Here is a 24307-nt window from a genome sequence, read left to right on the forward strand (position 1 = left end):
TTTCCATTGTTTTTTTTAGAAGCAAACTAAATTTAAAAGCGCAGGCGCCTTGCTGAACCCCAAAGAAAAAATGTTCTCTTAGCTCAAAAAAGTATTTTTTACTTTTAGAGACTAGAGGTTATTTTTCACAGGGGCTAAGCGTTGGAACTAGACAGTTATATAACTTGAGACAAATAAAATTCTGATATTATTATAAGCGCTGTTTTCTCAAAGTTTGTTGTTTTTTACGAAAAAAAATGGAAGAAGAAGTACTCAGCAGCCTGAATACACGTAGACTCCTGTGGGAATGCGAGAAAGACGAGACCCCACAGGAGCGTATGCGACGAGGAGGCTCGACGCTCGCTAAACGGACGAAGTGTATTCAGGCTGCGCGTTTAAAAGCAACAATTTATACGAAAACAGCCTATTAAAATAAGTATAAGTCCAAAGATCTTCTACTACATATAGGAAGACTTTGTCATCAAATAGACAAAGCCTATTTTTTATCTTATGATTAAATTAAGAAGGATGTTTTGTTCGATAATAGAGATTAAAAATAATATTAGCTGTTTCTTCTACTGCTTTATTTGTTACATCAATAACAGGACACCCAATTTTACTAACAATTCGATCAAAATATTCAATTTCCTCTTGAATCCTCTCAATGCGTGCATAACTTGCACTATCACTTAATCCTAAAGAAATTAAGCGTTCTTTTCGAATATTATTCAATTTTTGTGGACTGATTTTTAATCCAAAACATTTGTTTGCGGGCTGTTGAAATAGCTCTTTTGGAGGATCTACTTCAGGGACAATCGGAACATTTGCAACCTTTACTCTTTTATGTGCAAGAAATTGAGAAAGCGGTGTTTTAGAAGTTCTTGATACACCAATTAAAATAATATCTGCTTTCTCTAACCCTCTTGGATCCCTGCCATCATCATATTTAACGGCAAATTCAATTGCCTCAACTTTTTTAAAATAATCTTCATCTAATTTTCGAACAAGTCCTGGTTCAAATAAAGGCGTTTTTCCCCAGAGCATTTGAAACTGATCAATCATTGGACCAATAATATCACAAGCATATACACCTACTTCTCTTGCCAATTCACTCATATATTTTCTCATTTCGGGCTTTACTAGTGTATATGCAATCATTCCGTGTTCTATCTTAGCTTGAAGAACGACTTCATGTATATTTGATCTATCCTCAACGAACGGAAATCTTTTTATCAGTACATTTACATTACGACCAGAAAATTGACTGATTGCCGCTTTCGTTACAAGTTCTGCAGTTTCTCCTACAGAGTCAGACACAACATAAATGATTTGTTTTTCTTCCATTTACTACTTCCCCCTCTTATTAGTGTATGAACATCCTCTTATTACCATTCTTTATCTGCAAGAGCAACTAAAGCTTTCGTAATATTCGTTTTTGTCACTCGTCCTATTACAACTAGCCCCTTATCCGTCTCCTTTACAACGGGAAGTGCATCTATTTCTCTTTCGATTAATTTCTTGCCAACTTCCACTAATAAATCATCTAAAGAACAATACGTAATATTCGGCATTCTTGTCATCATAATCGTAACTGGTAGAGAGGTTAATTCTTGTTTCCCAATACTCGCTCGTAAAAAATCCTTCCGTGAAACAACGCCTACTAATATAGAATGATTATCTACAACAAAAACAGTTCCAACATCTTCGGTAAACATCGTAACAATTGCATCATAAACCGATGTATTATCATGCACGACAACAGGTCTAGAATGAAAATCTTTTACAAATAACTTTTGGATATTTTCAGTCAATGATTGCACAGATGGTTGTCCAATATAAAAATAGCCAACACGAGGTCTGGCATCTAAAAAACCAGACATTGTTAATATAGCAAGGTCTGGACGTAAAGTTGCTCGGGTTAAATGCAGTTTATCTGCAATTTGTTCCCCAGTTATCGGGCCATTTTCTTTCACAATCTCCAAAATCCGCGCTTGCCTTTTGTTTAATTCTATTTTTAATTCACCACCTTAACAAGAGTTTTCACTCGCAAACTATATGGAAATGAAACTTTGTATAATTGGAAAGCTTTCACTAAATTTTTTTTAGTGAAAGCTTTGTTCAAGTGAATCTTTTCTTATTTTAGAATCCTCTTATGCTTCTATTTAACAATAACTTCATTTACATTTGCAAATAACTTAATTAATTCAGCTAATTTCACCATTTGTTTTAAACGGTTTTCTTTCACTTTTTCCTCTTCTGCCATTACCATCGTATGATCAAAATAGTTTGAAATACTTTCTTTTAAGGAGAAAAGCAATTGGAAATATTCTTCTTCGTTATTTGTATTCTCTAATTTCTCTTTTACAGATAAAAAGCTGTTATATAAGGAGATTTCATAGTCATTTTCAAATAAGCTTTGTTCTACCTCACCAGCTGTAGCTGCTTTACTGGAAATATTGATCACGCGGCTTAATGCTTCCATTCCTTCTTTAAAGCCTTCTTCTTCTTTATGAGCTTCTAACACATGTGCTTTTCTTATTAAACTGGCAATATTGCCAACATCATTCCCAAGAACAGCTTCAATTAAATCATAACGAATGCCCTCTTCTTGCAGAATATGTTTAATGCGAAGTTTAAAGAAGCTGATAATTTGTTGATACACTTCCTCTTTGGATACTTTAAATGTATTAGTACAATTGCTTATGCAAATGTTAATCAGCTCTTCTAGAGACAGAGCCCAATTTTTATTCTTTAATGTTTGTACAATACCTGTTGCTTGTCTTCTTAGCGCATATGGATCTTGAGAACCGGTTGGGATCAATCCTATACTGAAGAACGCAACAATCGTATCTAATTTTTCTGCAATGGAAAGGACGGCCCCTTCATTGCTAGGTGCAGTGTCATCCTCTGCATGACGCGGCATATAATGTTCGTAGATCGCTTTGGCAACCTCTGCTTTTTCTCCTTTTTGAAGAGCATACTTTTCTCCCATTAAACCTTGCAATTCAGGAAATTCGTATACCATATTGGTAACAAGGTCAAACTTAGCAATTTGTGCTGCTCTTGCTGCATTCTGTTTTTCTAGTTCGTTTAGCTGCAGCATGTCTGCCATTTTATTGGTTAATGTACGAACCCTGTTCACTTTTTCAGCTAATGTACCAATTTCTTCATGGTAAACAATGGACTGCAATTTTTCTAATAATGTCTCAATCTGTAATTTTTGATCTTCTTTGTAGAAAAATGCTGCATCGGCAAGTCGTGCTCGCAACACTTTTTCATTCCCTTTTGCCACTTTTTCTAAGTGTTGGTGGTCACCATTTCTTACGGTAACAAAAAACGGAAGTAGTGTTCCTTGTTTTGATTTCACTGGAAAATATCGTTGGTGTTCTTTCATACTTGTAATAAGGACTTCATTAGGCAGCTCTAAAAAAGACTCTTCAAATTTCCCAAATAATGCTGTTGGATATTCAACTAAATTTGTTACTTCCTCTAATAAATCTTCATCTATTGGAATAACCCAGTTATTTTCTTCTTCTAATTTTTTAATTTGCGATACAATTGCTTTTTTACGTTCTGCAGCATTTGCCATCACAAATTGACCTAATAATACTTCTTCATAATCACTAGGACGTTCGAATGTAATTTCTTCTCCAAGAAAACGATGACCTAAAGATGTGTTGCTTGTAGTAACATTCGTAATAGTAAAAGGGATGACTTCTTTTCCAAATAAAGCAACTATCCATTTGATTGGACGTATATAACGAAGATCATTATTTGCCCAACGCATATTTTTCGGGAAAGTTAAGCTTAAAATGATATCTTTTAATTCTGCCAATAATTCATTTGTCGCTTGCCCTTTAATGAATTTTTTGACATGTGCATATTCAATGCCATTTATTTCTTTAAAGAATATATCTTCAACTGTCATTTGTTGGCCTCTTGTAAAACCAACAGCAGCTTTTGACCATTCCCCTTGTTCATTAAGGGCAATTTTTTTTGCTGGTCCTTTTGCTTCTTCTTCTACATCCTTTTGTGCTTCATCCAACTCGCTTACAAGCACAGCTAATCTTCTAGGTGTAGAAAAAGCTTGAACACCAGTGTATGCTAATTGTTTTTCATTTAACCATGCTTCGACTTTATCTTTTAATGCATTCGTACTGCTTGTTACAAATCGTGCCGGCATTTCTTCTAGACCAATTTCTAATAACAAGTCTCTTTTGCTCATATTATTCAGCCTCCTTGCTTTTTAAAATTGGGAATCCTAACTTTTCTCGTTCTTCATAAAATGTTTTCGCAACTTTACGAGCCAAATTACGGCATCGTGCAATATACCCCGTTCTTTCTGTTACAGAGATAGCCCCTCTTGCATCCAGTAGATTAAATGTATGTGAACATTTTAAAACATAATCATAGGCAGGGTGAACTAAACCTTCATCCATTTGTCTGTGCGCTTCTTTTTCATAAATAGAAAATAAGTTAAACAGCATCTCCGTATCTGATGTTTCAAAAGTATATTTACTGTGTTCATATTCCGGCTGATAAAAAATGTCTTTTATCGTAAAGCCATCCGTCCATTCTAATTCAAAAACATTTTCTTTATCTTGAATATAAGAAGCAAGTCTTTCAATTCCATATGTTATTTCAACGGAAACTGGTTTACATTCTAACCCACCAACTTGTTGAAAATAGGTAAATTGGGTAATTTCCATTCCATCCAACCAAACTTCCCAACCAAGACCGGCACATCCTAACGAAGGATTTTCCCAGTTATCTTCTACAAAACGAATATCATGTTCCAACGGATTAATTCCTAACGCTTTTAATGAATCCAAGTATAATTCCTGGATATTATCCGGTGACGGCTTCATAATCACTTGAAATTGATGATGCTGATATAAGCGGTTTGGATTTTCTCCGTATCTTCCATCTGCTGGTCTTCTAGATGGTTCTACATAAGCAACATTCCATGGCTCTGGACCTATTGCTCGTAAAAAAGTATAAGGGCTCATCGTTCCCGCACCCTTTTCAACATCGTATGCCTGCATTAAAATACAACCATAATCTGACCAATGTTTTTGCAATGTTAAAATCATGTTTTGAATATTCATTGCTTGTCTACACCTCCAAAATAATCAACAAAAAATAATTAAGTAATAGCATAAGAGCTAATAGAATTTTTCATCTCTAAAATAGGATAAAAAACAAAAAACTCTCGTCCCTATGCTAAAACTATTAGCATAGGGACGAGAGTTAACCCGCGGTTCCACCCTATTTGCTGCAAAAAGCAGCCACTTTCCGTTAATGTTGCTCCATGAACGCCTTCCTTAATGCTTTTGCACCTAGCTTTCACTATCCTAGGCTCGCTTACCCAAAAGGTAATTAAGTACTACTTTCTTTTCAACGCAACTATTTTAATACCAAGAATATTAACGAAAAAATTTTCTATTGTCAACCTCTATTCTAATTGCTTGCCAAAGTCTTTCAAAGAGTTAAGGAATTTTTTTGTTTTTAAAAATAAGCCCGAATACTCCTCATAATAAGCAGAAATAATCATATTCAATTCTTTTTTTGTTTCTGGTTTAATAGAGATATTGCCAAGTCTCGCCAAATCAAAATAATAAAAAACTCTTAGTAATTTTATGGTTGCTTGAGAAATTTTAAAATGATATGGATCTTTGTCTGTACAGCGATGACAAATTAATCCGCCTTCCCGAATAGAAAAAGAAAAATGACCATCAACTGCACCGCATACACTGCATTTATCAAGTATCGGATATAAACCAAGCACATTGACCATTTTCATTTCGTAAATAAAGGCTAAAACCTCAGCATCATACCCTTCGTTTATATATTGAAGTGTTTGATAAAGCAATTCAAACTGGTATGGATTCGGTTTTTTTTCGTCGACACATTTATCGGTAAGTTCAACAATAAAACTTGCATATGCTGTTAAAAAAATATCTTCTTTTAACGAACGCATGCTTGTGATCATTTCACCTTGCTGCATTAGTCCAAGACCAATGCTTTTTTGGACTAAATAATATCCATATGTAAAAGGTTGGGTAACAGCAGAAAGTCTGCTATTCGCTTTTCTCGCCCCCCTTGCCATTACTCCAACCTTTCCCCATTCACGGGTATATAAAGTCACTACTTTATTCGTTTCGCCATAATTGGTTGTTTTTAGTACGATGCCTTCACATTTTTCTAGCATCAAAACTCACCATCCCTAATAAGCACGTATTCAAAAAGAAGGATAACCTGATCTTTTTGAACAACCTCTAATAAGAGACAGTTCTATGAGATGGGGAAATCAAAATTTGCTAGCTCCTCATCTTGAGGTTCTGGTATTTCATGATTATCCTTTTCTAATTCTTTAAAGAGTAGATAAGTATCAATATTACCTGTTTGAGAAAAAACTTTCCAGGTAAAGTCTAACATCATAAACCCACCTTTCAATTTTAAAAACTAGCATTTTATAGCTTTAACCTTATCATAGCCTGTCTTTTCAAAATCATAAGACGAAAATATTGCTAATTAAAAAAATGTATAAAACAGAAAAGCGCAAGCGCCTTGATCAGCCCCGAAGAAAAATGTTCATTTAACTCAGAAAGTGATTTTTACTTTCCAGCGAATTCGCATAAAAAAAATTAATATTCGTCTTCTCTAAAGCCAAAGTCCCTTAATTGTGTCATTTTATTTCGCCAATCTTTTTGAACTTTCACCCATAGTTCTAAGAAAACTTTCGTTCCAAGCAGATTTTCAATATCTATTCTTGCTCTTTTGCCAACTTCTTTTAACATGCTGCCTTGCTTCCCGATTACAATGCCTTTTTGCGAGTCTCTCTCCACTACAATTGTCGCCATTACATGCACAATATCATTTTGCTTTTTTTCCATTTTATCAATCACAACTGCTAATGAATGCGGAATTTCTTCTCTTGTTAAGTGCAGTGCTTTTTCTCTGATTAATTCAGATACAATAAAGCGTTCTGGATGGTCTGTTACTTGATCTGCTGGATAAAACTGCGGTCCTTCTGGCATATACCCCTTAATTTGCTCCAATAATTTTTCTACATTATTACCTTCCAATGCAGAAATTGGCACAATCTCTTTAAAAGGATATTTCTCTTTATACGAATCAATAACCGTTAGTAATTTGTCAGGATGAATCGTATCAATTTTATTTACGACAAGAAAAATAGGCGTTTTAATATTTTGGAATTTCTCAAGAATAAATTCTTCTCCTCTTCCAAACCCTTCTTCCGCGTTTACCATAAATAAAATCAAGTCCACTTCTTTTAGTGTATTCTGAGCCACTTTCATCATAAAATCGCCAAGACGATGCTTCGGTTTATGAATGCCTGGTGTATCAATAAAGATCAACTGTGAATCATCTGTTGTTAAAACCCCTTGAACCTTATTTCGAGTCGTTTGAGGCTTATCACTCATAATGGCGATCTTTTGTCCAATTACCCTATTTAAAAAAGTTGATTTTCCTACGTTCGGTCTTCCAATAATACTGATAAATCCTGATTTATGTTCATTGCTATTATTTATGTTCATTTAAATCCTCCGATGAAAATGCTAGTGGCAGTAATTCTCCTACTGTTGTTGTTAAAATTTCTCCTTGCAAATTGGTTAGTACAACCTGCATGTCTTTTGGACAAAATTCTGAAATAACCTGTCTGCAAACTCCACATGGCGATACTGGTCCATTTGTATCAGCTACAACTGCTAACATAGTAAAAGTAGTGTCGCCTTCAGAAACTGCTTTAAAAATGGCTGTTCTTTCTGCACAATTTGTTGCACTATAAGATGCATTTTCAATATTGCAACCATGGTATACTTCTCCATCTGCAGTTAAGAGGGCAGCACCAACTTTAAACTTTGAATAAGGAACATACGCTTTTTCTCTTGCTTTTTTTGCTTCTTCTATTAATTGTTTTTCATTCAATGATCATCCCTCACTTCATTTTACCTTATTAAGATAGTTATTTTTAGTTGTTTTGTTAAAATTTTAGAATTTAGTGGTTTTGCCCCACAGGAAATTCCCTTTTTACTTCCATCCAGTGGTTGAAAAATATTTTATAGTAAAAATATAACGTTTTCAATAAATCGACTATTTTTCATAAAACATCATCTGACGCGAAGCCAGATTAGAAAAAAATACAATCTCTTTAACAAAAATACTATATAAAAATTATATACTATATCCTATGTCCAATAAAGGGATGAGAAAAAAACAGGTTTTACCCAGTACAAAATTTATTGTTCAAAGCATAAAAAAAGAAATTTGCAATGGATAGCACATCTTCTATACCAAAACAAATTTCCTTTTTCATTTAGGTTTTCTGTGAAAATTTATGTAATTTATCCACCTGCAAATATTTTTGGGATAAAAATAATCAAGCCAATCACAATTGATAGTAATGCAGCAATAAACACAGCGCCAGCTGCAATATCTTTTGCTTCCTTAGCGAGGGGATGATATTCTTTTGTTACTAAATCAACAACGCGTTCAAGAGCAGTATTCATAATCTCCATCGCTATAACCAATCCCATCACGATAAAAAGAACAATCCATTCCGTAACAGATACATTGTAATAACTGCCAAGCACTATAACAATAATCGAGATAATGAGGTGAATTTTTACGTTTCTTTCTGATATTATTGCAGTTTTTATTCCTGACAAAGCTAAGCGAAAGGAGGATAATTGACTGTTTTTTATGATTCGTTTATCTTTTGAGCCCAAACTCATCTAAAATTTCCTTTTGAAGTGAGAACATTACGTCTTCCTCCTCTTTTGTAAGATGGTCATATCCTAATAAATGAAGAAATCCATGTACAGCTAAAAAACCAAGTTCTCTCATATAGGAATGGCCATATTCTAATGCTTGCTCTTGAGCTTTGTCAATTGAAATGATGATATCCCCTAATACTCTTGGCATATTAACACCTACTAATTGTATTTCACCTTCTCCAAGCTCTTCCATTGCAAAAGAGATAACATCAGTCGGCTGATCTTTTTCTCGGTATTCTTTATTTATTTCCTGAATTCTATCATTATCCACAAACGTGACAGACATTTCTACATCGCCTTCTAATCCTTGTTTTACAGCTGCAAATTGAATTAGCTCTTGAATTGTGCTTATGTCCTTTTCTTCGACTTTATCTGTTTCATCCATAAAATCAATTTCGATTTTCATATTTGTTCGTCCTTTACTTTTTCATATCTGGATACTCAATCCTTGAATGAAAGATTCCTTTTAATGTTTCACAAAGTGTATTTCTGATTATTTCTAGCTCTTTTAATGTTAAATCACAATCATCTAATTGGCCATCCTGCAATCGATCGGAAATAATATTTTTAATTAACCCTTCAATTTGTTCTGTTGTAGGAGAAGTTAAACTTCTAACAGCGGCTTCTACACTATCAGCAATCCCGATAATCGCGACTTCTTTCGTTGTGGCTTTTGGTCCAGGATAACGAAAATCCCCTTCCTTTACATCTAACCCTTTTTCTTTTGCTTTAAAATAAAAATATTTTAAAAGCGATGTACCATGATGCTGTTCCGCAATATCTACAATTTCTTTCGGCATTTTATGCTTCCTTAACAATTGTGCTCCGTCCACAGCATGCGCTATTATGATGTTTTTACTAGCTTGCGGCGGCAATCGATCATGTGGATTCCCCATACTCATTTGATTTTCAATAAAAAAATGCGGCCTTTTTGTTTTGCCAATATCATGGTAATAACAACCAACTCTAGCTAATAAACCATTTGCTCCAATTGCTTCACAAGCAGATTCTGCTAAATTGGCAACCATCACACTATGATGATACGTTCCAGGCGTCTCTGTTAAAATTTTCTTTAATAACGGATGGTTCGGATTAGACAGCTCAATTAATTTCATCGTGGATATAATGCCAAAACCAGCTTCAAAAAATGGCAATAAACCAATCGTCAGCACAGCTGAGGCAATTCCAGAAATAAAAGCTGTCATGATATAAAAACCATACTCCTTCGCACCGTATTGACCATTTTGCAAATAAAGCATAGAAAGGATGTTAATGATATTTATAAAGGAAACAAACAGCCCCGCTTGCAAAATATTAGAGCGCTGATTATGTTTTTTAAGAAACAAGATTGCCCCCATGCCTCCAGCAATAATATACACACCCATGGCAACATTAAACGTCCCGGAAACACCTTCATTAAACATAATCATTCCACAAACGCCAAGTGTTACAGTTACAATAATAGCAAATTTCTCTTCAATAAGTATCTTTATTAACATGACAGCCATGGCCGCTGGAAAAATATACCCAATCTCTGTAAATTGAAACTGTTGAAAGATGCTGATTGTTTTCATTAATAAAATACTGAGCAGAAAAATAAGACTGAATATAATCGTATACGTTTGTTTTGTTTCCTTTTTAACATCGATAACTAATAAATAATAATATAGAAGCGAAAGAATGGCTACAATAATCATTCCAAGCCCTATAAATGGCTGAATTGAGTTTTTACTTGCCAATAAACCTACCAATTCTAATTGGCGGTACACTTCTCTGCTTATTAATTGACCTTCTTCCACGAGAATTTGACCTTGTAATATTTTAACCGGATCAACGTTATCAACCGCTTGTTGTCGCAATTCTTCCGTAGCAGAAGGATCATAAAATTCATTTTGAATAATGGCAAATCTGCCTAAATCAACAGAAGCACTTTTTAAATCTGAACTTAGGCTGTAATTACTCTTTAATTCTTCTTCTATACGCTTCTTGGCATTTTCAACTTCATTTGAAGGAATTTTATTATTCATCACCCTATTAATGGCTGTGACGGTAATATCTTTTGCTATGTCTAAATCTTCTTGAGAGTAGGAAAGAAGCGTTTTCAAGGATGTATCCAATACTTCCTTTAGGACATTATCTGTTAACTTTCCCTTTAAGAGATCGAGTTTTTCATTTATCGAAGGTTCTGAAACCTTCTCCTCTCCGTTATCATTTTGTGCATTTTTTTTCTTTTGTTCTTCGATATTTTTTGCCACTTCGTTATTTACTTCTGTAGCAGAATCAAAAATAGATGAGATTAAATCTACTCTATTTTGCGTAATTTCCTTATTAACAACATATACATCTTGAACTTGATTTTTACTATCTTCTTTTTTCTTTTCCGTACTTACTTTATCTTCGACTGTAATCGGAGATCGGATCGTTTGGTCTGCTACTGTAAATAAACTGACATTTAATTTTTCGGGTTTTACATTACTAAACATCGAAAAAAATAACACAGCACCAATCAATACAAATAAAATTATTTTCATGATGCTAGCATTCATTAAGTTTTTTATGCTTTGAACAAAATTACGAAAGAAATTCATAATAACCTCCTATCTTTCGTAAAAATATACCGCCCGTATTTTGACGTAATATGTAAAATCATAACAGTTTTTTCGGTCGTTTTCATCTTTTTTTCCAATTTTCGTGCATAATTATCTATTCATTCCTTTTTAAACAACACTTTAAAAAGCCGATTCTCCCTATATCCTCTATTAAAGACGGGAGATTCGGCTGTTCTATCTATTTTTTTCAGCTCTCTTGTTCTTTATAAGCCAGTACTATTTTTCCTACTAATGGATGCCGGACTACATCGCTTTCTTCTAGATGCACAAAAGCAATATCTGATACTTTTTGTAATATCCTTTCCGCAACAACAAGACCAGATTTAACCCCTTTTGGCAAATCAATTTGTGTTTGATCACCTGTAATCACCATTTTAGATCCAAAACCAAGCCTTGTTAAAAACATTTTCATTTGCGCTTGTGTGGTGTTTTGCGCTTCATCTAAAATGATAAATGCATCTTCAAGAGTCCTTCCCCTCATATACGCTAAAGGTGCGACTTCAATCGTATTTCGCTCTATTAAACGTGCCGTATGCTCTGTACCTAAAACATCATGGAGGGCATCATAAAGCGGTCTCAAATATGGATCAACCTTTTCTTTTAAATCACCTGGTAAAAACCCTAAACTTTCCCCAGCCTCCACCGCAGGCCTTGTCAAAATAATCTTATTCACTTTTCCATTTTTTAATGCATTAACCGCCATAACAACAGCTAAATATGTTTTACCAGTTCCAGCAGGACCAATTCCGAACACAAGGTCCTTTCGTTTAATCGCACGAATATATTCGCTTTGACCAATTGTTTTTACTCGAATCGATTTGCCTTTAATCGTCTTAGCAATCTCTTCATCATATAATGAATCAAAATATTCTAACGTCCCTTTTTTCGCTAATGAAATGGCGTAAACAACATCCCTTTGACTAATGGATATGCCTTTTCGGATAACATACAATAGCTTTTCCACGATGTCACCAACAAGATCAATACTGTCAGGATTTGTGGATGAAACATGCAATGTCTCTCCTCTTGTTACGATATTACAATCCAATTCCTTTTCTAATACTTCTAGATTGCTGTCTCCATTTCCTAGTAATGCTACGGCTTCATTAGGGCCATTTAATTTAACATTCATTGTTTTTAAATCTTCTGTCATTCCAAGTCTCCTTGAGTTATAGGTTGTTCTTTCGCGATATTTTCTATGGTTGTATAATCTATTGTTATTATTACTTTACCATTCTTTATAGTTTGGCGCAAAATTTTTTCTTCCTTTATTTTCCCGTCTTCCCCTATTTTAGCTAATACATCTTTTCTAGCCATTTCTTTGCCTTTTTCCACCGCTTCTTTTTTTGTATAGGTTCTGATTACTTCTTCCTTTTCTCTATATGTTTTATTCACCATATAGATTGGCAGATCCCATTTTAAAAACTTTATTTTCCTTTCGTTTTCTTCCAATTCATATTTTTTATATTTTATTTTTCCAAATCCCCATATCGGGATATGAATATCTGCTATTTTTACATAATGCTTTTGTTTTTCATTCCCATTAAATACTTGGAACTTGCTTTCTAATGGAATCGTAACATCAGATTTATACCATGTCTCTCCCCATATCTTCCCTTTTGCTGCAACAATGCGCGTATTTTCATCCTTTCCTATCGTACCTGTCACAAGGAGCTGCCCTTTTTTTACGACATCATTCACGTTAAAAACTTTTTCTCCTTCTTCAATGAAATAAGTCACAATAGTAGCTTTTTTTTTCGCAATCAGATTTTGCGGACTTGTTTTCTCTATTTTTTCCGGCTCATTTTTTTCCACTACTTGAAAATGATAAGTTGTCCCTTTTAATTCCACACCTACCCATGTAATATCATTAATGCTATTCGTCAGCTCAGCCTGAATGGCATCTAATTCTTTATTAAAGAATTGAAATTTTCCGATTTTAATATCCATTTTATCAAGCTGCTTTCGGATCTTGTATTCTGTTGCTGGGTTGGCTCCTTTTATTTCAATACCCCATACCATATTGGATAAAGCAAAAACTAGTCCAAAAAAAAGGAAAATCCCTATTACAAAACCACTATTTTTCATTAATCTTTTATAAAGAAAGGGAGCTCCAGACTTGTGCTGGAACTCTATTTTACAGCCGCTGCCTCGAATAATAGGGCGTAATTCCTTTATCTTGCGTAGGTTCATTTGAAATGTGATCGTTTTTGTACCATGTTTTTTTACATTCCAAACAGATATATCGTTCCGCATCAATTGATTTAGCAGCCTCTCCAACCCTTTTCCTGTTACCTTTACTGTTATAATGCCTGTAAAAAATTCTATCCAATGATTTTTCATAGCTTCCTCCCAAGTTAATCATTTATGTACATTACGTGATCTATTTTTCCTTCTAACAATATTTCTTCAGGCATAATTGTTTTAATAACAAATCCTTTTCCTTTTATTAAAAGCTGTCCTTGTTTTAGCAGCAGCCTTAATTCGTTATCAGAAAATGTAATCAATCCACGGTGGTTCTCAATATAAATATGAATTTGACCAATCATCGTAATCCTAGGTAAGTCCATCATGACATCTTGAGGAAGCTCTAAGTTTTTTATTACCCAGTTCCGCAAGCTGTATCCCCATTTTTTAGCCATAAAAAAAGAACCCCCTTTCCTCTCATATGTATGAGAAAAAAGGAGGTTCTAGCACCTATTTCATGCAAAAGTTTATTCTTTGCCTTGAAGAAATGCTCAGGATATCAACCGGGTGAAAACATACTGCTAGAGCGGTGCGTTTTACTGTATTTATTCATTTGGCTCTGTTAAATTCCATTGTTGATTTTCAAAAGGTCAGGGAATCCACTCCCTTTTCCGCGGACATTCTTTCAAGCTTCCTCGCTCGTACCTTACTGCAGGTCTTGTAAACCCGTTTTTCCGCAGGAGTCTCCCAGATTCCCTTCCTATAAACAACATTATCGTTTAACAGAGCCATTTATTTTATGGCCGTTTTTTGCTCTTGGAGGAGAAATCACTTCTGATAGAATAACAGCATCTATTAGCTTATCCTTTGAAAATAAACCGTCTCCAGATTTTTTTGAGTTAAAAGTATCTTTTGTCATCTTTTTGTTATACAATTCGATGCTTTTAAGTTTTTTCTCCAATAGGGCTTTTTCTTTTTTTATTTGTTCTAATTCAGTTTCAACTGTGTCCACTATTTCTTCGGTATTTTCATAAATGTTTTTTTCTGTAAAAACTTCATCTTCCGGCAGTGAAAACGGCTTTTGCTGATTAGTTTTGTTTTTCGGACTAGATTTTTTCTCTTTTTGCAGCATGGAAAAAATAAATCCTACCACTATAGCAATGATTGAGATATATTCCAAAGAGTTTACTCCTCTCTAGATTTTCTTTACTTATTTGTCGTTCTTATCTTTTTCGTTAGTCAACTTGCCGATAGACCCTCTCATTTCCGTATCAGCTGTTATATTTTGCAAGTTCATATAATCCATTACGCCAATATTGCCTGAACGGAGAGCATCTGACATTGCCATAGGCACGGTTGCTTCTGCTTCAACCACTTTTGCCCGCATTTCTTCTACTCTCGCTTTCATCTCTTGTTCTTGGGCAACAGCCATTGCTCTGCGTTCTTCTGCTTTTGCCTGCGCTATCTTTTTATCCGCTTCTGCCTGTTCTGTTTGTAATTCTGCACCGATATTTTTACCGATATCCACGTCTGCAATATCAATCGATAGAATTTCAAATGCTGTACCTGCATCCAGCCCTTTTGATAAAACTGTTTGGGAAATTAAATCAGGATTTTCTAATACTTTTTTATGGTTATCAGACGAACCAATCGTGGATACTACCCCTTCGCCGACACGGGCAACAATTGTTTCTTCTCCTGCTCCCCCAACCAGTCTTTCAATATTGGCACGCACCGTAATTCTCGCTTTTGCTTTCATTTCAATCCCATCCATTGCCACACCAGCAATAAATGGCGTTTCAATTACCTTTGGATTAACACTCATTTGCACTGCTTCTAAAACATCACGACCTGCTAAATCAATGGCAGCACATCTTTCAAATGTTAGTTCAATATTGGCACGATGAGCAGCAATTAATGCATTAACTACCCTGTCTACATTCCCGCCTGCTAAATAATGGCTTTCCAGCTGATTGATGGTTACTTGAAGGCCTGCTTTATGCGCTTTAATAAGCGGGTTTACAACACGACTTGGAATAACCCTTCTTAAACGCATTCCTATAAGTGTAAAGATGCTTATTTTAACACCTGCAGCCAATGCGGAAATCCACAGCATAATAGGAACAAATGTTAACAGTACTCCTAATAAAATAACAGCCAATACAATAATGGCAACCCAAAAAATTTCGAAACCAAACATTTCTTATCCTCCTTTAATATCTGTATCTGCTTCTCGAACGACTATTCTTGCACCTTCAGCTTTTACCACTTTCACTTTCGTATTTTTTTCAATGAAAATACCTTCACTTACGACATCAATCCGCTCCTCTTTTATTACTACTGTTCCAGCAGGACGAAGCGCCGTTAATGTTGTACCGATTTTTCCGACTAAATCCGTCCGATTTTGATTCGAAACATATCCACTTTCTGTATTGGTGGTATCTGTTAAAATCATTTTTTTAAAGAACTTCATTCTTTTACCCAACACCTTTACCATTATAATAGATGCAAGGATGGAAATTCCTATTGCAATGAGTATGCTTATTCCCATTTGAACAATATTTCTACCTGCAAGAAATAAACTCGTAACAATCGCAATTCCACCTAAAATGCCAACAATTCCACCTGGAATAAATAACTCTAAAAACAGTAAAACAATTCCAACTACAAATAATAGGATCGTTTCATATCCGGCAAGGCCAGACACTATATGTCCATAATAAAATAATAAGAACGAGGTGAGAGCTACTAATCCCGGCAGACCAAATCCATGAGTAAATAATTGAATCATTAGTCCTAAACATCCTATCGTTAATAATAGGGTAATAATATAAGGATTAGTTGCAAACCTTGCTATTTTATCCGCAGCCGTTTCCTCCAGCGCAATCTTATAGACAATTTGCCTACCACTTGCAAAAGCAGTACTAGGAATGAAGGATAATAAAAAAACAAAAAGAAATTGTGCAAATAATCGTAAATTTCTTCCCATGTTTACCTCCTTTCTTCGTTCGTTAAATCTTTCTTTATGTATGTTTACGGTGAAAAATGAAAAAAGTTTCATTTTTGTGACAGGACAAAACTTAGGTCTTTTTATCTTTAGTTTGTCCTTGATAAACCCTTTATGAAAATCAAAAGGGACTTCCTAATTATTTTTATTAAAACCAACAGTTTCATAAGATAATTGCAAGCGCCTCGCTCCTGTACACCCCAAGCTACCTAAGTAAAAAATTTTATCTTACGTAAAAAGGCTGCAGTTTCTACTGCAGCCTTAAAACAAAATCAATTTATGAAAGGTGTTGTTGTACAAGTTTATTTACTAGTGAACCATCTGCTTTACCTTTAACCTTTGGCATTAAAGCAGCCATCACTTTTCCCATTTCTTTCTTGGAAGAAGCATTTGTTTCTGCAATGACAGAAACAACAATTTCTGATAGTTCCTCTTCAGAAAGTTGTTTAGGCATATATATTTCAACATGTTGTAACTCCGCACGTACTTTGTCAACAAGATCTTGACGACCTGCTTTTTCAAACTCATGGAGGGAGTCCTTGCGTTGTTTTACTTCGCGAGAAAGGACAGATAACTCGTCGTCTTCAGAAAGTTCACTACCAATCTTAATGCTTTCATTTTGAATGGCAGCTTTTAACATTCTAATAACAATGAGTTTATCTTTTTCTTTGTTTTTCATCGCTTGCTTCATATCGGTATTTAAACGTTCGAGAAGACTCAATTAATACACCCTCTCATTAGAACTTACGTTTTCTTGCTGCTTCTGATTTTTTCTTACGCTTAACACTAGGTTTTTCGTAGAATTCGCGCTTTCTAGCTTCCTGCAAAGTACCAGTTTTTGATACTGAACGTTTGAAGCGACGAAGAGCATCTTCAAGCGATTCGTTTTTACGAACGACGGTTTTAGACATTCTCTTTCCCTCCCTCCGAACACAACACACTAACATTCAACATGGTTTACATGTACTTTGACATTATAATATATCAACGAATCAAGGTCAACTGTATTTAGCCTAGTACTTGTAAATGTTTTTAAGAAAACAGTAAAAAATTTGATTTCTTACTGTCTTTTATTATTTTCTGTCACAAAAGATATTCTATACTTTTATTTCAAAACGGCATGTCCTTCCCTTTCCAGTCATATAGTTTCTTGAGGGAGTGAAAAAAAATGATATATATGGTTCTTTTTATCTTATTAATTCTTTTATTTATCTTCGGAATGACATTATTGCGCACAGGTCTTTTTCATTTATCTTCCCAGTCATTAAAAATTTGGTTAGAACGGCTAACAGATAAACCTTGGAAGGGCATGATTATTTCCATTATCATAACATCTATTCTACAAAGCAGTTCCGCTGTCATGGTACTCACAATCGGGCTTATATCTGCAGGTGCCCTTACTTTTCCCCAATCAATCGGCATTATCCTTGGCACGAATATCGGCACTACATTTACAACTGAATTTATCACAGTTAATATAGATAATTTTCTTTTGCCATTAGCTGTAATAGGAGTCTTCTTTATTTTAGTAAATAAAAAGAAAATGAGAAGTATTGGATGTGTGTTATTTGGAATTGCAATCGTGTTCACGACGATGAGAGGTTTTAAATATTTCGCTAATATTGTCCAGCATCAACCATTTATTGAAAATTTTCTATTCTACCTGTCTGACCGAACTTTATTAGCCGTATTTGTTGGCATCATTTTAACCGCTCTTATTCAATCAAGTACAGCTACCATTGGAATCATCATGGGCTTTTTAACAGCTGGATTGCTTCCAATTGAAACGGGTATTGCCGTTATGCTAGGATCAAATATTGGTACATGTATTACGTCTTATTTAGCTTCCGTTGGAGCAGAAAGAGGAGCACGACTAAGTGCGTATGCACATATTTGGCTTAATATCGGTGGAGTAGTCCTTTTTTATCCTTTTCTATCACTATTAAAGCAGATAGTAGAAGCACTAACCCCAATAAAAGATGTTCAGCTTGCACATGCAAGTTTATTATTTAATGTTGTCACTTCCTTATTGGTTCTTCCTTTTGCACCACATTTCGGGAGATGGATCATGAAAATGCATAAATAAAGGGGCTGTCCCAAAAGGGTAAATCTATTGAAAATTAAAAAAAAAAGAATGTTGATATATCAGTGTTGAAAATAAAAAGGGGCATCCAATAGCCGAAATCGACTATTGAACAGCCCCTTTACCCATATTAATAATCACTGTTGCTTGTTAAGCCATTTACAATCGCAACGCCTGAACTTGCTCCAATTCTTGTAGCGCCTGCTTCGATCATTTTTTCTGTATCTTCACTGCTTCTAACCCCGCCTGATGCTTTTACGCCAATATCAGGACCAACAGTCTTTCTCATTAATTGAATATCTGCAGCAGTTGCTCCACCTGTAGAAAATCCCGTAGATGTTTTCACAAAATCAGTACCTGCTTCAACCGCTAAACGACAAGCAGCTTCCTTCTCTTCATCTGTCAACAAACTTGTTTCAATAATCACTTTTGTCAACGCTTTTCCATCTGCAGCTTGAACAACTGCTTTAATATCTTCTTTAACAAGAGCATAATTATTATCTTTTAATGCGCCGATATTAATTACCATATCTACTTCTGTTGCTCCGTTTTCGATTGCATCTTTTGTTTCAAATGCTTTGACAGCAGATGTAGTTGCCCCTAAAGGAAAACCAATAACGGTACAAACTTTTACATTTGTTCCTGCTAATAACTCACTTGCTGTTTTTACCCAAGTAGGATTGACACAAACAGAAGCAAATTCGTATTGTTTCGCCTCTTCACATAATAGCTTGATTTGGTTTTCGATCGCATCTGCTTTTAATAATGTATGATCAATCATTTTTGCTATATTTTTGCTCATTATTATTTCTCCTTTATATAAAAGGTCATCTAAACGATTGCTTGTTCTTGATCGACAACATCCATTACCCGAACAAATTGTCCTTCGTTTACCGGATATCCAGCTTTAGTTATTTTTACTTTCACAATTTGTCCGACCATTTCTTCATTTGCAGGAAATACTACTTTTAAATAATTGTCCGTATAGCCTACATACAAATTACCATTTTCTTTATAAACTTCCTCTGGAATAACCTCAACTACTTCTCCTTCATATTGAGAAGCATATTCTTTTGCTAATTGATCAGACAATGCAATTAAACGGTGAACACGTTCATTTTTAATCTCTTCGTCTATTTGGTCTTCCATTCTCGCTGCTGGTGTACCTGTACGTTTTGAATACGGGAATACATGTAATTCAGAAAATTTATGTTCTTTTATAAACTGATACGTTTCCATAAATTCTTCTTCCGTTTCACCGGGGAATCCCACAATTACATCAGAAGTGACAGCTAATCCTGGCAGTGCTTTTTTCAAACGAGTAATTCGTTCTGCAAAAAACTCCATTGTATATTTTCTTCTCATTCTCTTTAATACAGTGTCTGAACCGGATTGAATTGGAATATGAAGATGATTAACAACAATATTAGATTGATCCAATACTTCAATTACTTCATCTGTAATTTGACTAGCCTCAATTGAAGAGATGCGAAGACGTTTCAGCCCTTTTACTTGTGCCTCTAAGTCACGAAGAAGACTTGCTAAATTATAATCCTTCATATCTTCGCCGTAGCCGCCTGTATGAATTCCTGTTAAAACAATTTCTTTATATCCAGCATCAACTAGTTTCTGTGCTTGATTAATAACTTCTTTTGGATCTCTTGAACGCATTAATCCTCTCGCCCATGGAATAATACAGAAAGTACAGAAATTATTGCACCCTTCTTGTATTTTTAAAGATGCTCTCGTTCTATCGGTAAAAGCAGGAACATCCAATTCTTCATACACACGATTTTTCATAATATTCCCAACCGCGTTAATTGGTTGTCTTTCTTGTTTATATTGTTCAATATACTCCAACATCTTCACTCGATCTTGTGTACCTACGACAATATCCACACCAGGGATCGCCATAATTTCCGCTGGAGATGTTTGAGCATAACAGCCAGTTACACAAATCACTGCATTTGGATTTTTACGAACGGCACGTCGAATAACCTGACGGCTCTTTTTATCGCCTGTATTCGTAACCGTACAAGTATTAATAACATATACATCTGAAATGTTTTCGTACTCTACTCGTTCATATCCTTGTTGTTTAAATAATTGCCAGATAGCTTCCGTTTCATAATGGTTTACTTTACATCCTAATGTATGAAAAGCAACAGTTGGCATGTTTATTCACCTCAATAGTTCAAAATGATAGGAAACAGCAGATAATAAATATAATGGTGCTGTTTCTGTTCTTAAAATTCTTGGGCCCAATCCACAAGTCTGAAACCCATTTTCCTTAAGTAAGGATACTTCTGTGTCTGTTAATCCACCTTCAGGACCGAATACAACTAATATAGACTGCCCTTTTTCTAATGATGATAAATTTTGTGCCAGAATAGAAGTTTCTCCTGATTTCGCCTCTTCTTCATATGCAATTAATTTTACATCATAATTTTTGCCCAATTCTACAAGTGATGTTAGTTTAATTGGTGCAGAAACTTCTGGAATTCTTTTACGATGGGACTGTTCTGCTGCTTCTTTTGCAATTTTATTCCAACGAACAAGCTTTTTATCTGCTTTTTTGTCATCCCATTTAACAACGGAGCGAGTTGCAATAAAAGGGATAAACTGATATGCACCCAATTCTGTCCCTTTTTGAATAATCCATTCCAGCTTATCCCCTTTTGGCAGTCCGCTCACAATCGTAACAGAAACAGGTAGTTCGATTTCCTCTTCTATCCATTGTACCACTTGCGCAATAATTTGGTTTTCGGTAATTTTTTCTATGCAACAACGTGCCATTTGCTGATCGTTATTCACACAGTAAATTTCATCACCTATTTTCATTCGCATCACTCTTACAATATGATGGTAATCTTCTTTTTCAATGATAAAATTATTGTCAATATTATTCGCAAAATACCGCTGCAATAGAAAAACCTACCTTTATTGGATATTCAAAATCACTAATTTCTTTTAACTTAGTAGTGGAAGTTTTCGTAGAATCATCGAAAACTCCCTCTTTTTTTACATAATCAGAATTTATATCTAAAGTTAGATAGCTGTCTAGCTCCGACGTACAAGTGCCGGCATTGCCACAGGAAGTGGCGTATTTAGCCGGCCAGCGCCTAAGCCCTGTGAAAGATAATCTCTTGGCTCTAAAACTTTTTGAGCCAAGAGAACATTTTTCTTCGGGGCTGAACAAGGCGCTTGCGCTTTTCTTACTGTATTTTTTTCGCCGTTATGCTGACCCAGTCTTCCATTTGTACCGTTTCAACAATTTCTAAACCTGAGGCGATAATGGCGCATTTTACTTCTTCTTTTTTCTGCAAAATAATACCAGACGAAATAAAGTAGCCATCCTTCTTTAATAAACGGTATACATCATCTGTAAAGCGGACAATCACTTCAGCTAAAATATTGGCCACAATAACGTCTGCTTCTATATCAATGCCGTCGAGCAGATTATTTTGCTGTACGTTTGCTACTTCATGTACTTTATTTAACTTCAGATTAAGCTTAGCAGAATTTACTGCTACTTCATCCAAGTCAAGGGCAAGGACGGACTTTGCTCCAAGCATGGCTCCAGCAATGCTTAAAACACCTGAACCTGTTCCTACATCTATGACAACATCTTCTTTTTTTACTATTCTTTCCAACGCTTGAATACATAATACAGTAGTTGGATGAGTTCCTGTTCCAAAAGCCATTCCAGGATCCAATTCAATAATCAGCTCATCACTATTTACTGGTGTATAATTCTCCCATGTTGGAACGATCGTAAATTTTTCAGATATTTTGACAGGATGATAATATTTTTTCCATGCCGTTGCCCATTCTTCTTCGTTTACTTCCATGATAGAAACTTTATTTAAACCTATATCAATATTAAAAAGAATAAGGTTATTTATGGCTTCTTTAATTTCTTCCACCGTTTCACCAAGGAAGCTGTTAATCGGTAAATACGCTTTTACAACTACACCTTCTTCAGGATAATCATCAGGATTTAATTGGTAGATTTCGCCGAAGCGGTCTTCTCTTTCTTTTAATAATTCAAAAGGATCCTCAATGACGACCCCGCTTGCTCCAGCTTCATGCAAAATATTAGAAATAGGTTCAATCGCTTCATTTGTTGTATGAATACTGATTTCAGACCACTTCATGTTCTACCAACTCCAATCATTATTCACCTTTAAAGGCTCTTTTTACTTTTGAGAAAAAACTTTCTTCTTCTTCTCCTTGTGGAGAAGCACCTGTAACTTCTGCAAACTCTTGCAGCACTTGCTTTTGCTTATCTGTTAGTTTTGTTGGCGTAATTAATCGAACAATCACGTGTTGATCTCCTACACCATAACCACGTACATTTGGTATCCCTTTTCCTCTTAATCGGAATTTCGTACCAGTTTGTGTTCCAGCTGGAACTTTTAACTTTACTTTTCCATGCAGGGTAGGAATCTCTACTTCATCGCCAAGTGCGGCTTGAACGAAAGTAATCGGCATTTCACAGTATACATCTTCTCCGTCTCGTTCGAAGAATTCATGTGCTCGAATTTGGAACACAACATATAAATCACCTGCTGGTCCGCCGTTAACACCTGGCTCTCCTTGACCGCTTACTCGAAGCTGTTGACCATCATCGATTCCCGCAGGAATTTTCACAGAAATTTTTCTGCGTTTTTTCACTTTACCTGCTCCACCACAAGTTGAACACTTATGTTTAATTTCTTTTCCTGTTCCATTACAATAATTACATGTTCTTCTATTTACAATTTTTCCAAATGGTGTGTTTTGTTCCACGTTTAATTGTCCAGAACCATTACAATGCTTACATGTAACAGGTTTTGTTCCTGGTTTAGCACCAGATCCATTACAAGTTTCACAAGTTTCTTCGCGTGGGATTTCTATTTCTGTTTCTTTGCCAAATGCAGCTTCTTCAAATGACAATGTCATCGTATACTGCAAGTCTGCTCCTTGTCTTGGAGCATTTGGATCACGTCTTCTGCCGCCGCCTCCGCCAAAGAAACTATTAAAAATATCTTCAAATCCACCGAAGCCGCCAAAATCTGCGCCGCCTCCACCAAATCCTTGATTTGGATCTGTATGGCCAAACTGATCATAATGAGCACGTTTTTGATCATCGCTTAATACTTCATATGCTTCTTTTACTTCTTTAAATTTCTCATCCGCATCTGCTTCTTTGTTAATATCCGGATGATATTTTTTTGAAAGCTTTCTATATGCTTTTTTTATTTCATCCTTAGAGGCTGTTTTAGCTACCCCAAGAACTTCATAGTAATCTCTTTTATTCATGATTGATTACCACTCCCCGATTCTTTTCACATAAATTCTATTGTATCAGTTCACTATTCTAAAATACAACCTTTTTGAACACATATTTTATATAACATTCATGCTAATTTCTGTTTATCGTTAAGGCTCTGTTAAATTCCATCATTGATTTTCAAAAGGTCAGGGAATCCACTCCTTTTCCGCAGACATTCTTTCAAGCCTCCTCGCTCGTACCTCGATGTCACTGAAAAAGTAAATGCTATAAAATATAGGTAGTGACAATCCAAACAACGAAGAAGTTTTCGTTCGGTTTTCCGAGGCTTACCACACGCTTTCCGCGGGGCGAGCGCCGAGCCTC

The 24307-nt window shown here is 35.2% G+C and carries 24 protein-coding genes, 1 pseudogene and 1 other annotated feature; of the genes and pseudogenes, 1 reads left to right on the forward strand and 24 read right to left on the reverse strand.

Going from position 1 to position 24307, the window contains the following annotated elements:
* Positions 1–498: 498 nt before the first annotated feature.
* From ACTYA4_RS17375 to rpsU, 19 genes and pseudogenes are all read right to left on the reverse strand, one after another.
* A complete protein-coding gene (locus tag ACTYA4_RS17375) occupies positions 499–1323 on the reverse strand; it encodes a pyruvate, water dikinase regulatory protein (protein WP_443482950.1) in 825 nt (274 codons plus the stop codon).
* 41 nt (positions 1324–1364) lie between these two features.
* A complete protein-coding gene (gene ccpN / locus ACTYA4_RS17380; protein WP_443482968.1) occupies positions 1365–1991 on the reverse strand; it encodes a transcriptional regulator CcpN in 627 nt (208 codons plus the stop codon).
* Between the two features lie 146 nt (positions 1992–2137).
* Positions 2138–4204: a glycine--tRNA ligase subunit beta gene (gene glyS / locus ACTYA4_RS17385; protein WP_443482949.1), complete on the reverse strand. Its 2067-nt coding sequence runs from the start codon at positions 4202–4204 to the stop codon at positions 2138–2140.
* Between the two features lies 1 nt (position 4205).
* On the reverse strand, positions 4206–5087 hold the full coding sequence (gene glyQ, locus ACTYA4_RS17390) for a glycine--tRNA ligase subunit alpha (RefSeq protein ID WP_443482948.1): 882 nt from the start codon (positions 5085–5087) through the stop codon (positions 4206–4208).
* A 128-nt stretch (positions 5088–5215) separates the two neighbouring features.
* Positions 5216–5389: a binding site (T-box leader), on the reverse strand.
* Between the two features lie 45 nt (positions 5390–5434).
* On the reverse strand, positions 5435–6190 hold the full coding sequence (gene recO, locus ACTYA4_RS17395; protein WP_443482947.1) for a DNA repair protein RecO: 756 nt from the start codon (positions 6188–6190) through the stop codon (positions 5435–5437).
* Positions 6191–6273: 83 nt separating this feature from the next.
* Positions 6274–6417, reverse strand: a complete 144-nt coding sequence (locus ACTYA4_RS17400; protein ID WP_443482946.1) for a YqzL family protein — start codon at positions 6415–6417, stop codon at positions 6274–6276.
* A 209-nt stretch (positions 6418–6626) separates the two neighbouring features.
* Entirely contained in the window at positions 6627–7541 is a 915-nt protein-coding gene (gene era, locus ACTYA4_RS17405; RefSeq protein WP_443482945.1) for a GTPase Era, read from the reverse strand.
* On the reverse strand, positions 7528–7932 hold the full coding sequence (locus ACTYA4_RS17410) for a cytidine deaminase (RefSeq protein ID WP_443482944.1): 405 nt from the start codon (positions 7930–7932) through the stop codon (positions 7528–7530). Before ACTYA4_RS17410 ends, era begins: the two co-directional genes overlap by 14 nt.
* A 416-nt stretch (positions 7933–8348) precedes the next feature.
* Entirely contained in the window at positions 8349–8738 is a 390-nt protein-coding gene (locus tag ACTYA4_RS17415; protein ID WP_443482943.1) for a diacylglycerol kinase family protein, read from the reverse strand.
* The gene (gene ybeY, locus ACTYA4_RS17420; protein WP_443482942.1) at positions 8716–9186 is read right to left on the reverse strand and encodes an rRNA maturation RNase YbeY; all 471 of its coding nucleotides are present in this window, start codon (positions 9184–9186) and stop codon (positions 8716–8718) included. Before ybeY ends, ACTYA4_RS17415 begins: the two co-directional genes overlap by 23 nt.
* A gap of 13 nt (positions 9187–9199) precedes the next feature.
* Positions 9200–11368 carry an HD family phosphohydrolase gene (locus ACTYA4_RS17425; protein WP_443482941.1) on the reverse strand — a complete coding sequence of 723 codons (2169 nt, stop codon included), beginning with the start codon at positions 11366–11368 and terminating at the stop codon, positions 9200–9202.
* 208 nt (positions 11369–11576) lie between these two features.
* A complete protein-coding gene (locus ACTYA4_RS17430) occupies positions 11577–12542 on the reverse strand; it encodes a PhoH family protein (protein WP_443482940.1) in 966 nt (321 codons plus the stop codon).
* Complete coding sequence (gene yqfD, locus ACTYA4_RS17435; protein ID WP_443482939.1) at positions 12539–13732, reverse strand: sporulation protein YqfD; 1194 nt, start codon at positions 13730–13732, stop codon at positions 12539–12541. Before yqfD ends, ACTYA4_RS17430 begins: the two co-directional genes overlap by 4 nt.
* 14 nt (positions 13733–13746) lie before the next feature.
* Positions 13747–14031: a sporulation protein YqfC gene (gene yqfC, locus ACTYA4_RS17440; protein ID WP_443482938.1), complete on the reverse strand. Its 285-nt coding sequence runs from the start codon at positions 14029–14031 to the stop codon at positions 13747–13749.
* A gap of 317 nt (positions 14032–14348) precedes the next feature.
* Entirely contained in the window at positions 14349–14756 is a 408-nt protein-coding gene (locus ACTYA4_RS17445) for a YqfB family membrane protein (RefSeq protein ID WP_443482937.1), read from the reverse strand.
* A 30-nt stretch (positions 14757–14786) separates the two neighbouring features.
* On the reverse strand, positions 14787–15776 hold the full coding sequence (gene floA, locus ACTYA4_RS17450) for a flotillin-like protein FloA (RefSeq protein WP_443482936.1): 990 nt from the start codon (positions 15774–15776) through the stop codon (positions 14787–14789).
* Between the two features lie 3 nt (positions 15777–15779).
* A pseudogene (locus ACTYA4_RS17455) lies at positions 15780–16454 on the reverse strand (NfeD family protein); the annotation flags it as partial.
* A gap of 406 nt (positions 16455–16860) precedes the next feature.
* A complete protein-coding gene (locus ACTYA4_RS17460) occupies positions 16861–17304 on the reverse strand; it encodes a GatB/YqeY domain-containing protein (protein ID WP_443482935.1) in 444 nt (147 codons plus the stop codon).
* A 16-nt stretch (positions 17305–17320) separates the two neighbouring features.
* Entirely contained in the window at positions 17321–17494 is a 174-nt protein-coding gene (gene rpsU, locus ACTYA4_RS17465; RefSeq protein WP_003152957.1) for a 30S ribosomal protein S21, read from the reverse strand.
* Positions 17495–17751: 257 nt separating this feature from the next.
* Here rpsU and ACTYA4_RS17470 point away from each other — a divergent pair, with 257 nt between their 5' ends.
* Positions 17752–18669, forward strand: coding sequence for a Na/Pi symporter (locus tag ACTYA4_RS17470; protein ID WP_443482934.1), 918 nt, complete (start codon positions 17752–17754; stop codon positions 18667–18669).
* Positions 18670–18796: 127 nt separating this feature from the next.
* Here the strand turns inward: ACTYA4_RS17470 and deoC are convergent, their stop codons facing one another.
* From deoC to dnaJ, 5 genes are all read right to left on the reverse strand, one after another.
* The gene (gene deoC, locus ACTYA4_RS17475) at positions 18797–19468 is read right to left on the reverse strand and encodes a deoxyribose-phosphate aldolase (protein WP_443482933.1); all 672 of its coding nucleotides are present in this window, start codon (positions 19466–19468) and stop codon (positions 18797–18799) included.
* A gap of 29 nt (positions 19469–19497) precedes the next feature.
* Entirely contained in the window at positions 19498–20841 is a 1344-nt protein-coding gene (gene mtaB / locus ACTYA4_RS17480; protein ID WP_443482932.1) for a tRNA (N(6)-L-threonylcarbamoyladenosine(37)-C(2))-methylthiotransferase MtaB, read from the reverse strand.
* A gap of 6 nt (positions 20842–20847) precedes the next feature.
* Positions 20848–21591: a 16S rRNA (uracil(1498)-N(3))-methyltransferase gene (locus ACTYA4_RS17485; protein ID WP_443482931.1), complete on the reverse strand. Its 744-nt coding sequence runs from the start codon at positions 21589–21591 to the stop codon at positions 20848–20850.
* Between the two features lie 290 nt (positions 21592–21881).
* Entirely contained in the window at positions 21882–22823 is a 942-nt protein-coding gene (gene prmA / locus ACTYA4_RS17490; protein ID WP_443482930.1) for a 50S ribosomal protein L11 methyltransferase, read from the reverse strand.
* A gap of 19 nt (positions 22824–22842) precedes the next feature.
* Positions 22843–23970, reverse strand: a complete 1128-nt coding sequence (gene dnaJ, locus ACTYA4_RS17495) for a molecular chaperone DnaJ (RefSeq protein ID WP_443482929.1) — start codon at positions 23968–23970, stop codon at positions 22843–22845.
* Positions 23971–24307 lie beyond the last annotated feature (337 nt).

Source organism: Niallia yueguangensis (genome assembly GCF_052663115.1).

What these genes read in the sequence shown, in the direction of transcription:
- ACTYA4_RS17470 (WP_443482934.1), top strand. Translation starts at nt 17,752, where the DNA reads ATGATATATATGGTTCTTTTTATCTTATTAATTCTTTTATTTATCTTC.
- ACTYA4_RS17415 (WP_443482943.1), bottom strand. Translation starts at nt 8,738, where the DNA reads ATGAGTTTGGGCTCAAAAGATAAACGAATCATAAAAAACAGTCAATTA.
- yqfC (WP_443482938.1), bottom strand. Translation starts at nt 14,031, where the DNA reads ATGGCTAAAAAATGGGGATACAGCTTGCGGAACTGGGTAATAAAAAAC.
- ACTYA4_RS17430 (WP_443482940.1), bottom strand. Translation starts at nt 12,542, where the DNA reads ATGACAGAAGATTTAAAAACAATGAATGTTAAATTAAATGGCCCTAAT.
- prmA (WP_443482930.1), bottom strand. Translation starts at nt 22,823, where the DNA reads ATGAAGTGGTCTGAAATCAGTATTCATACAACAAATGAAGCGATTGAA.
- mtaB (WP_443482932.1), bottom strand. Translation starts at nt 20,841, where the DNA reads ATGCCAACTGTTGCTTTTCATACATTAGGATGTAAAGTAAACCATTAT.
- recO (WP_443482947.1), bottom strand. Translation starts at nt 6,190, where the DNA reads ATGCTAGAAAAATGTGAAGGCATCGTACTAAAAACAACCAATTATGGC.
- dnaJ (WP_443482929.1), bottom strand. Translation starts at nt 23,970, where the DNA reads ATGAATAAAAGAGATTACTATGAAGTTCTTGGGGTAGCTAAAACAGCC.
- ybeY (WP_443482942.1), bottom strand. Translation starts at nt 9,186, where the DNA reads ATGAAAATCGAAATTGATTTTATGGATGAAACAGATAAAGTCGAAGAA.
- glyQ (WP_443482948.1), bottom strand. Translation starts at nt 5,087, where the DNA reads ATGAATATTCAAAACATGATTTTAACATTGCAAAAACATTGGTCAGAT.
- deoC (WP_443482933.1), bottom strand. Translation starts at nt 19,468, where the DNA reads ATGAGCAAAAATATAGCAAAAATGATTGATCATACATTATTAAAAGCA.
- floA (WP_443482936.1), bottom strand. Translation starts at nt 15,776, where the DNA reads ATGTTTGGTTTCGAAATTTTTTGGGTTGCCATTATTGTATTGGCTGTT.
- yqfD (WP_443482939.1), bottom strand. Translation starts at nt 13,732, where the DNA reads ATGAAAAATCATTGGATAGAATTTTTTACAGGCATTATAACAGTAAAG.
- ACTYA4_RS17375 (WP_443482950.1), bottom strand. Translation starts at nt 1,323, where the DNA reads ATGGAAGAAAAACAAATCATTTATGTTGTGTCTGACTCTGTAGGAGAA.
- glyS (WP_443482949.1), bottom strand. Translation starts at nt 4,204, where the DNA reads ATGAGCAAAAGAGACTTGTTATTAGAAATTGGTCTAGAAGAAATGCCG.
- ACTYA4_RS17425 (WP_443482941.1), bottom strand. Translation starts at nt 11,368, where the DNA reads ATGAATTTCTTTCGTAATTTTGTTCAAAGCATAAAAAACTTAATGAAT.
- ACTYA4_RS17400 (WP_443482946.1), bottom strand. Translation starts at nt 6,417, where the DNA reads ATGTTAGACTTTACCTGGAAAGTTTTTTCTCAAACAGGTAATATTGAT.
- era (WP_443482945.1), bottom strand. Translation starts at nt 7,541, where the DNA reads ATGAACATAAATAATAGCAATGAACATAAATCAGGATTTATCAGTATT.
- rpsU (WP_003152957.1), bottom strand. Translation starts at nt 17,494, where the DNA reads ATGTCTAAAACCGTCGTTCGTAAAAACGAATCGCTTGAAGATGCTCTT.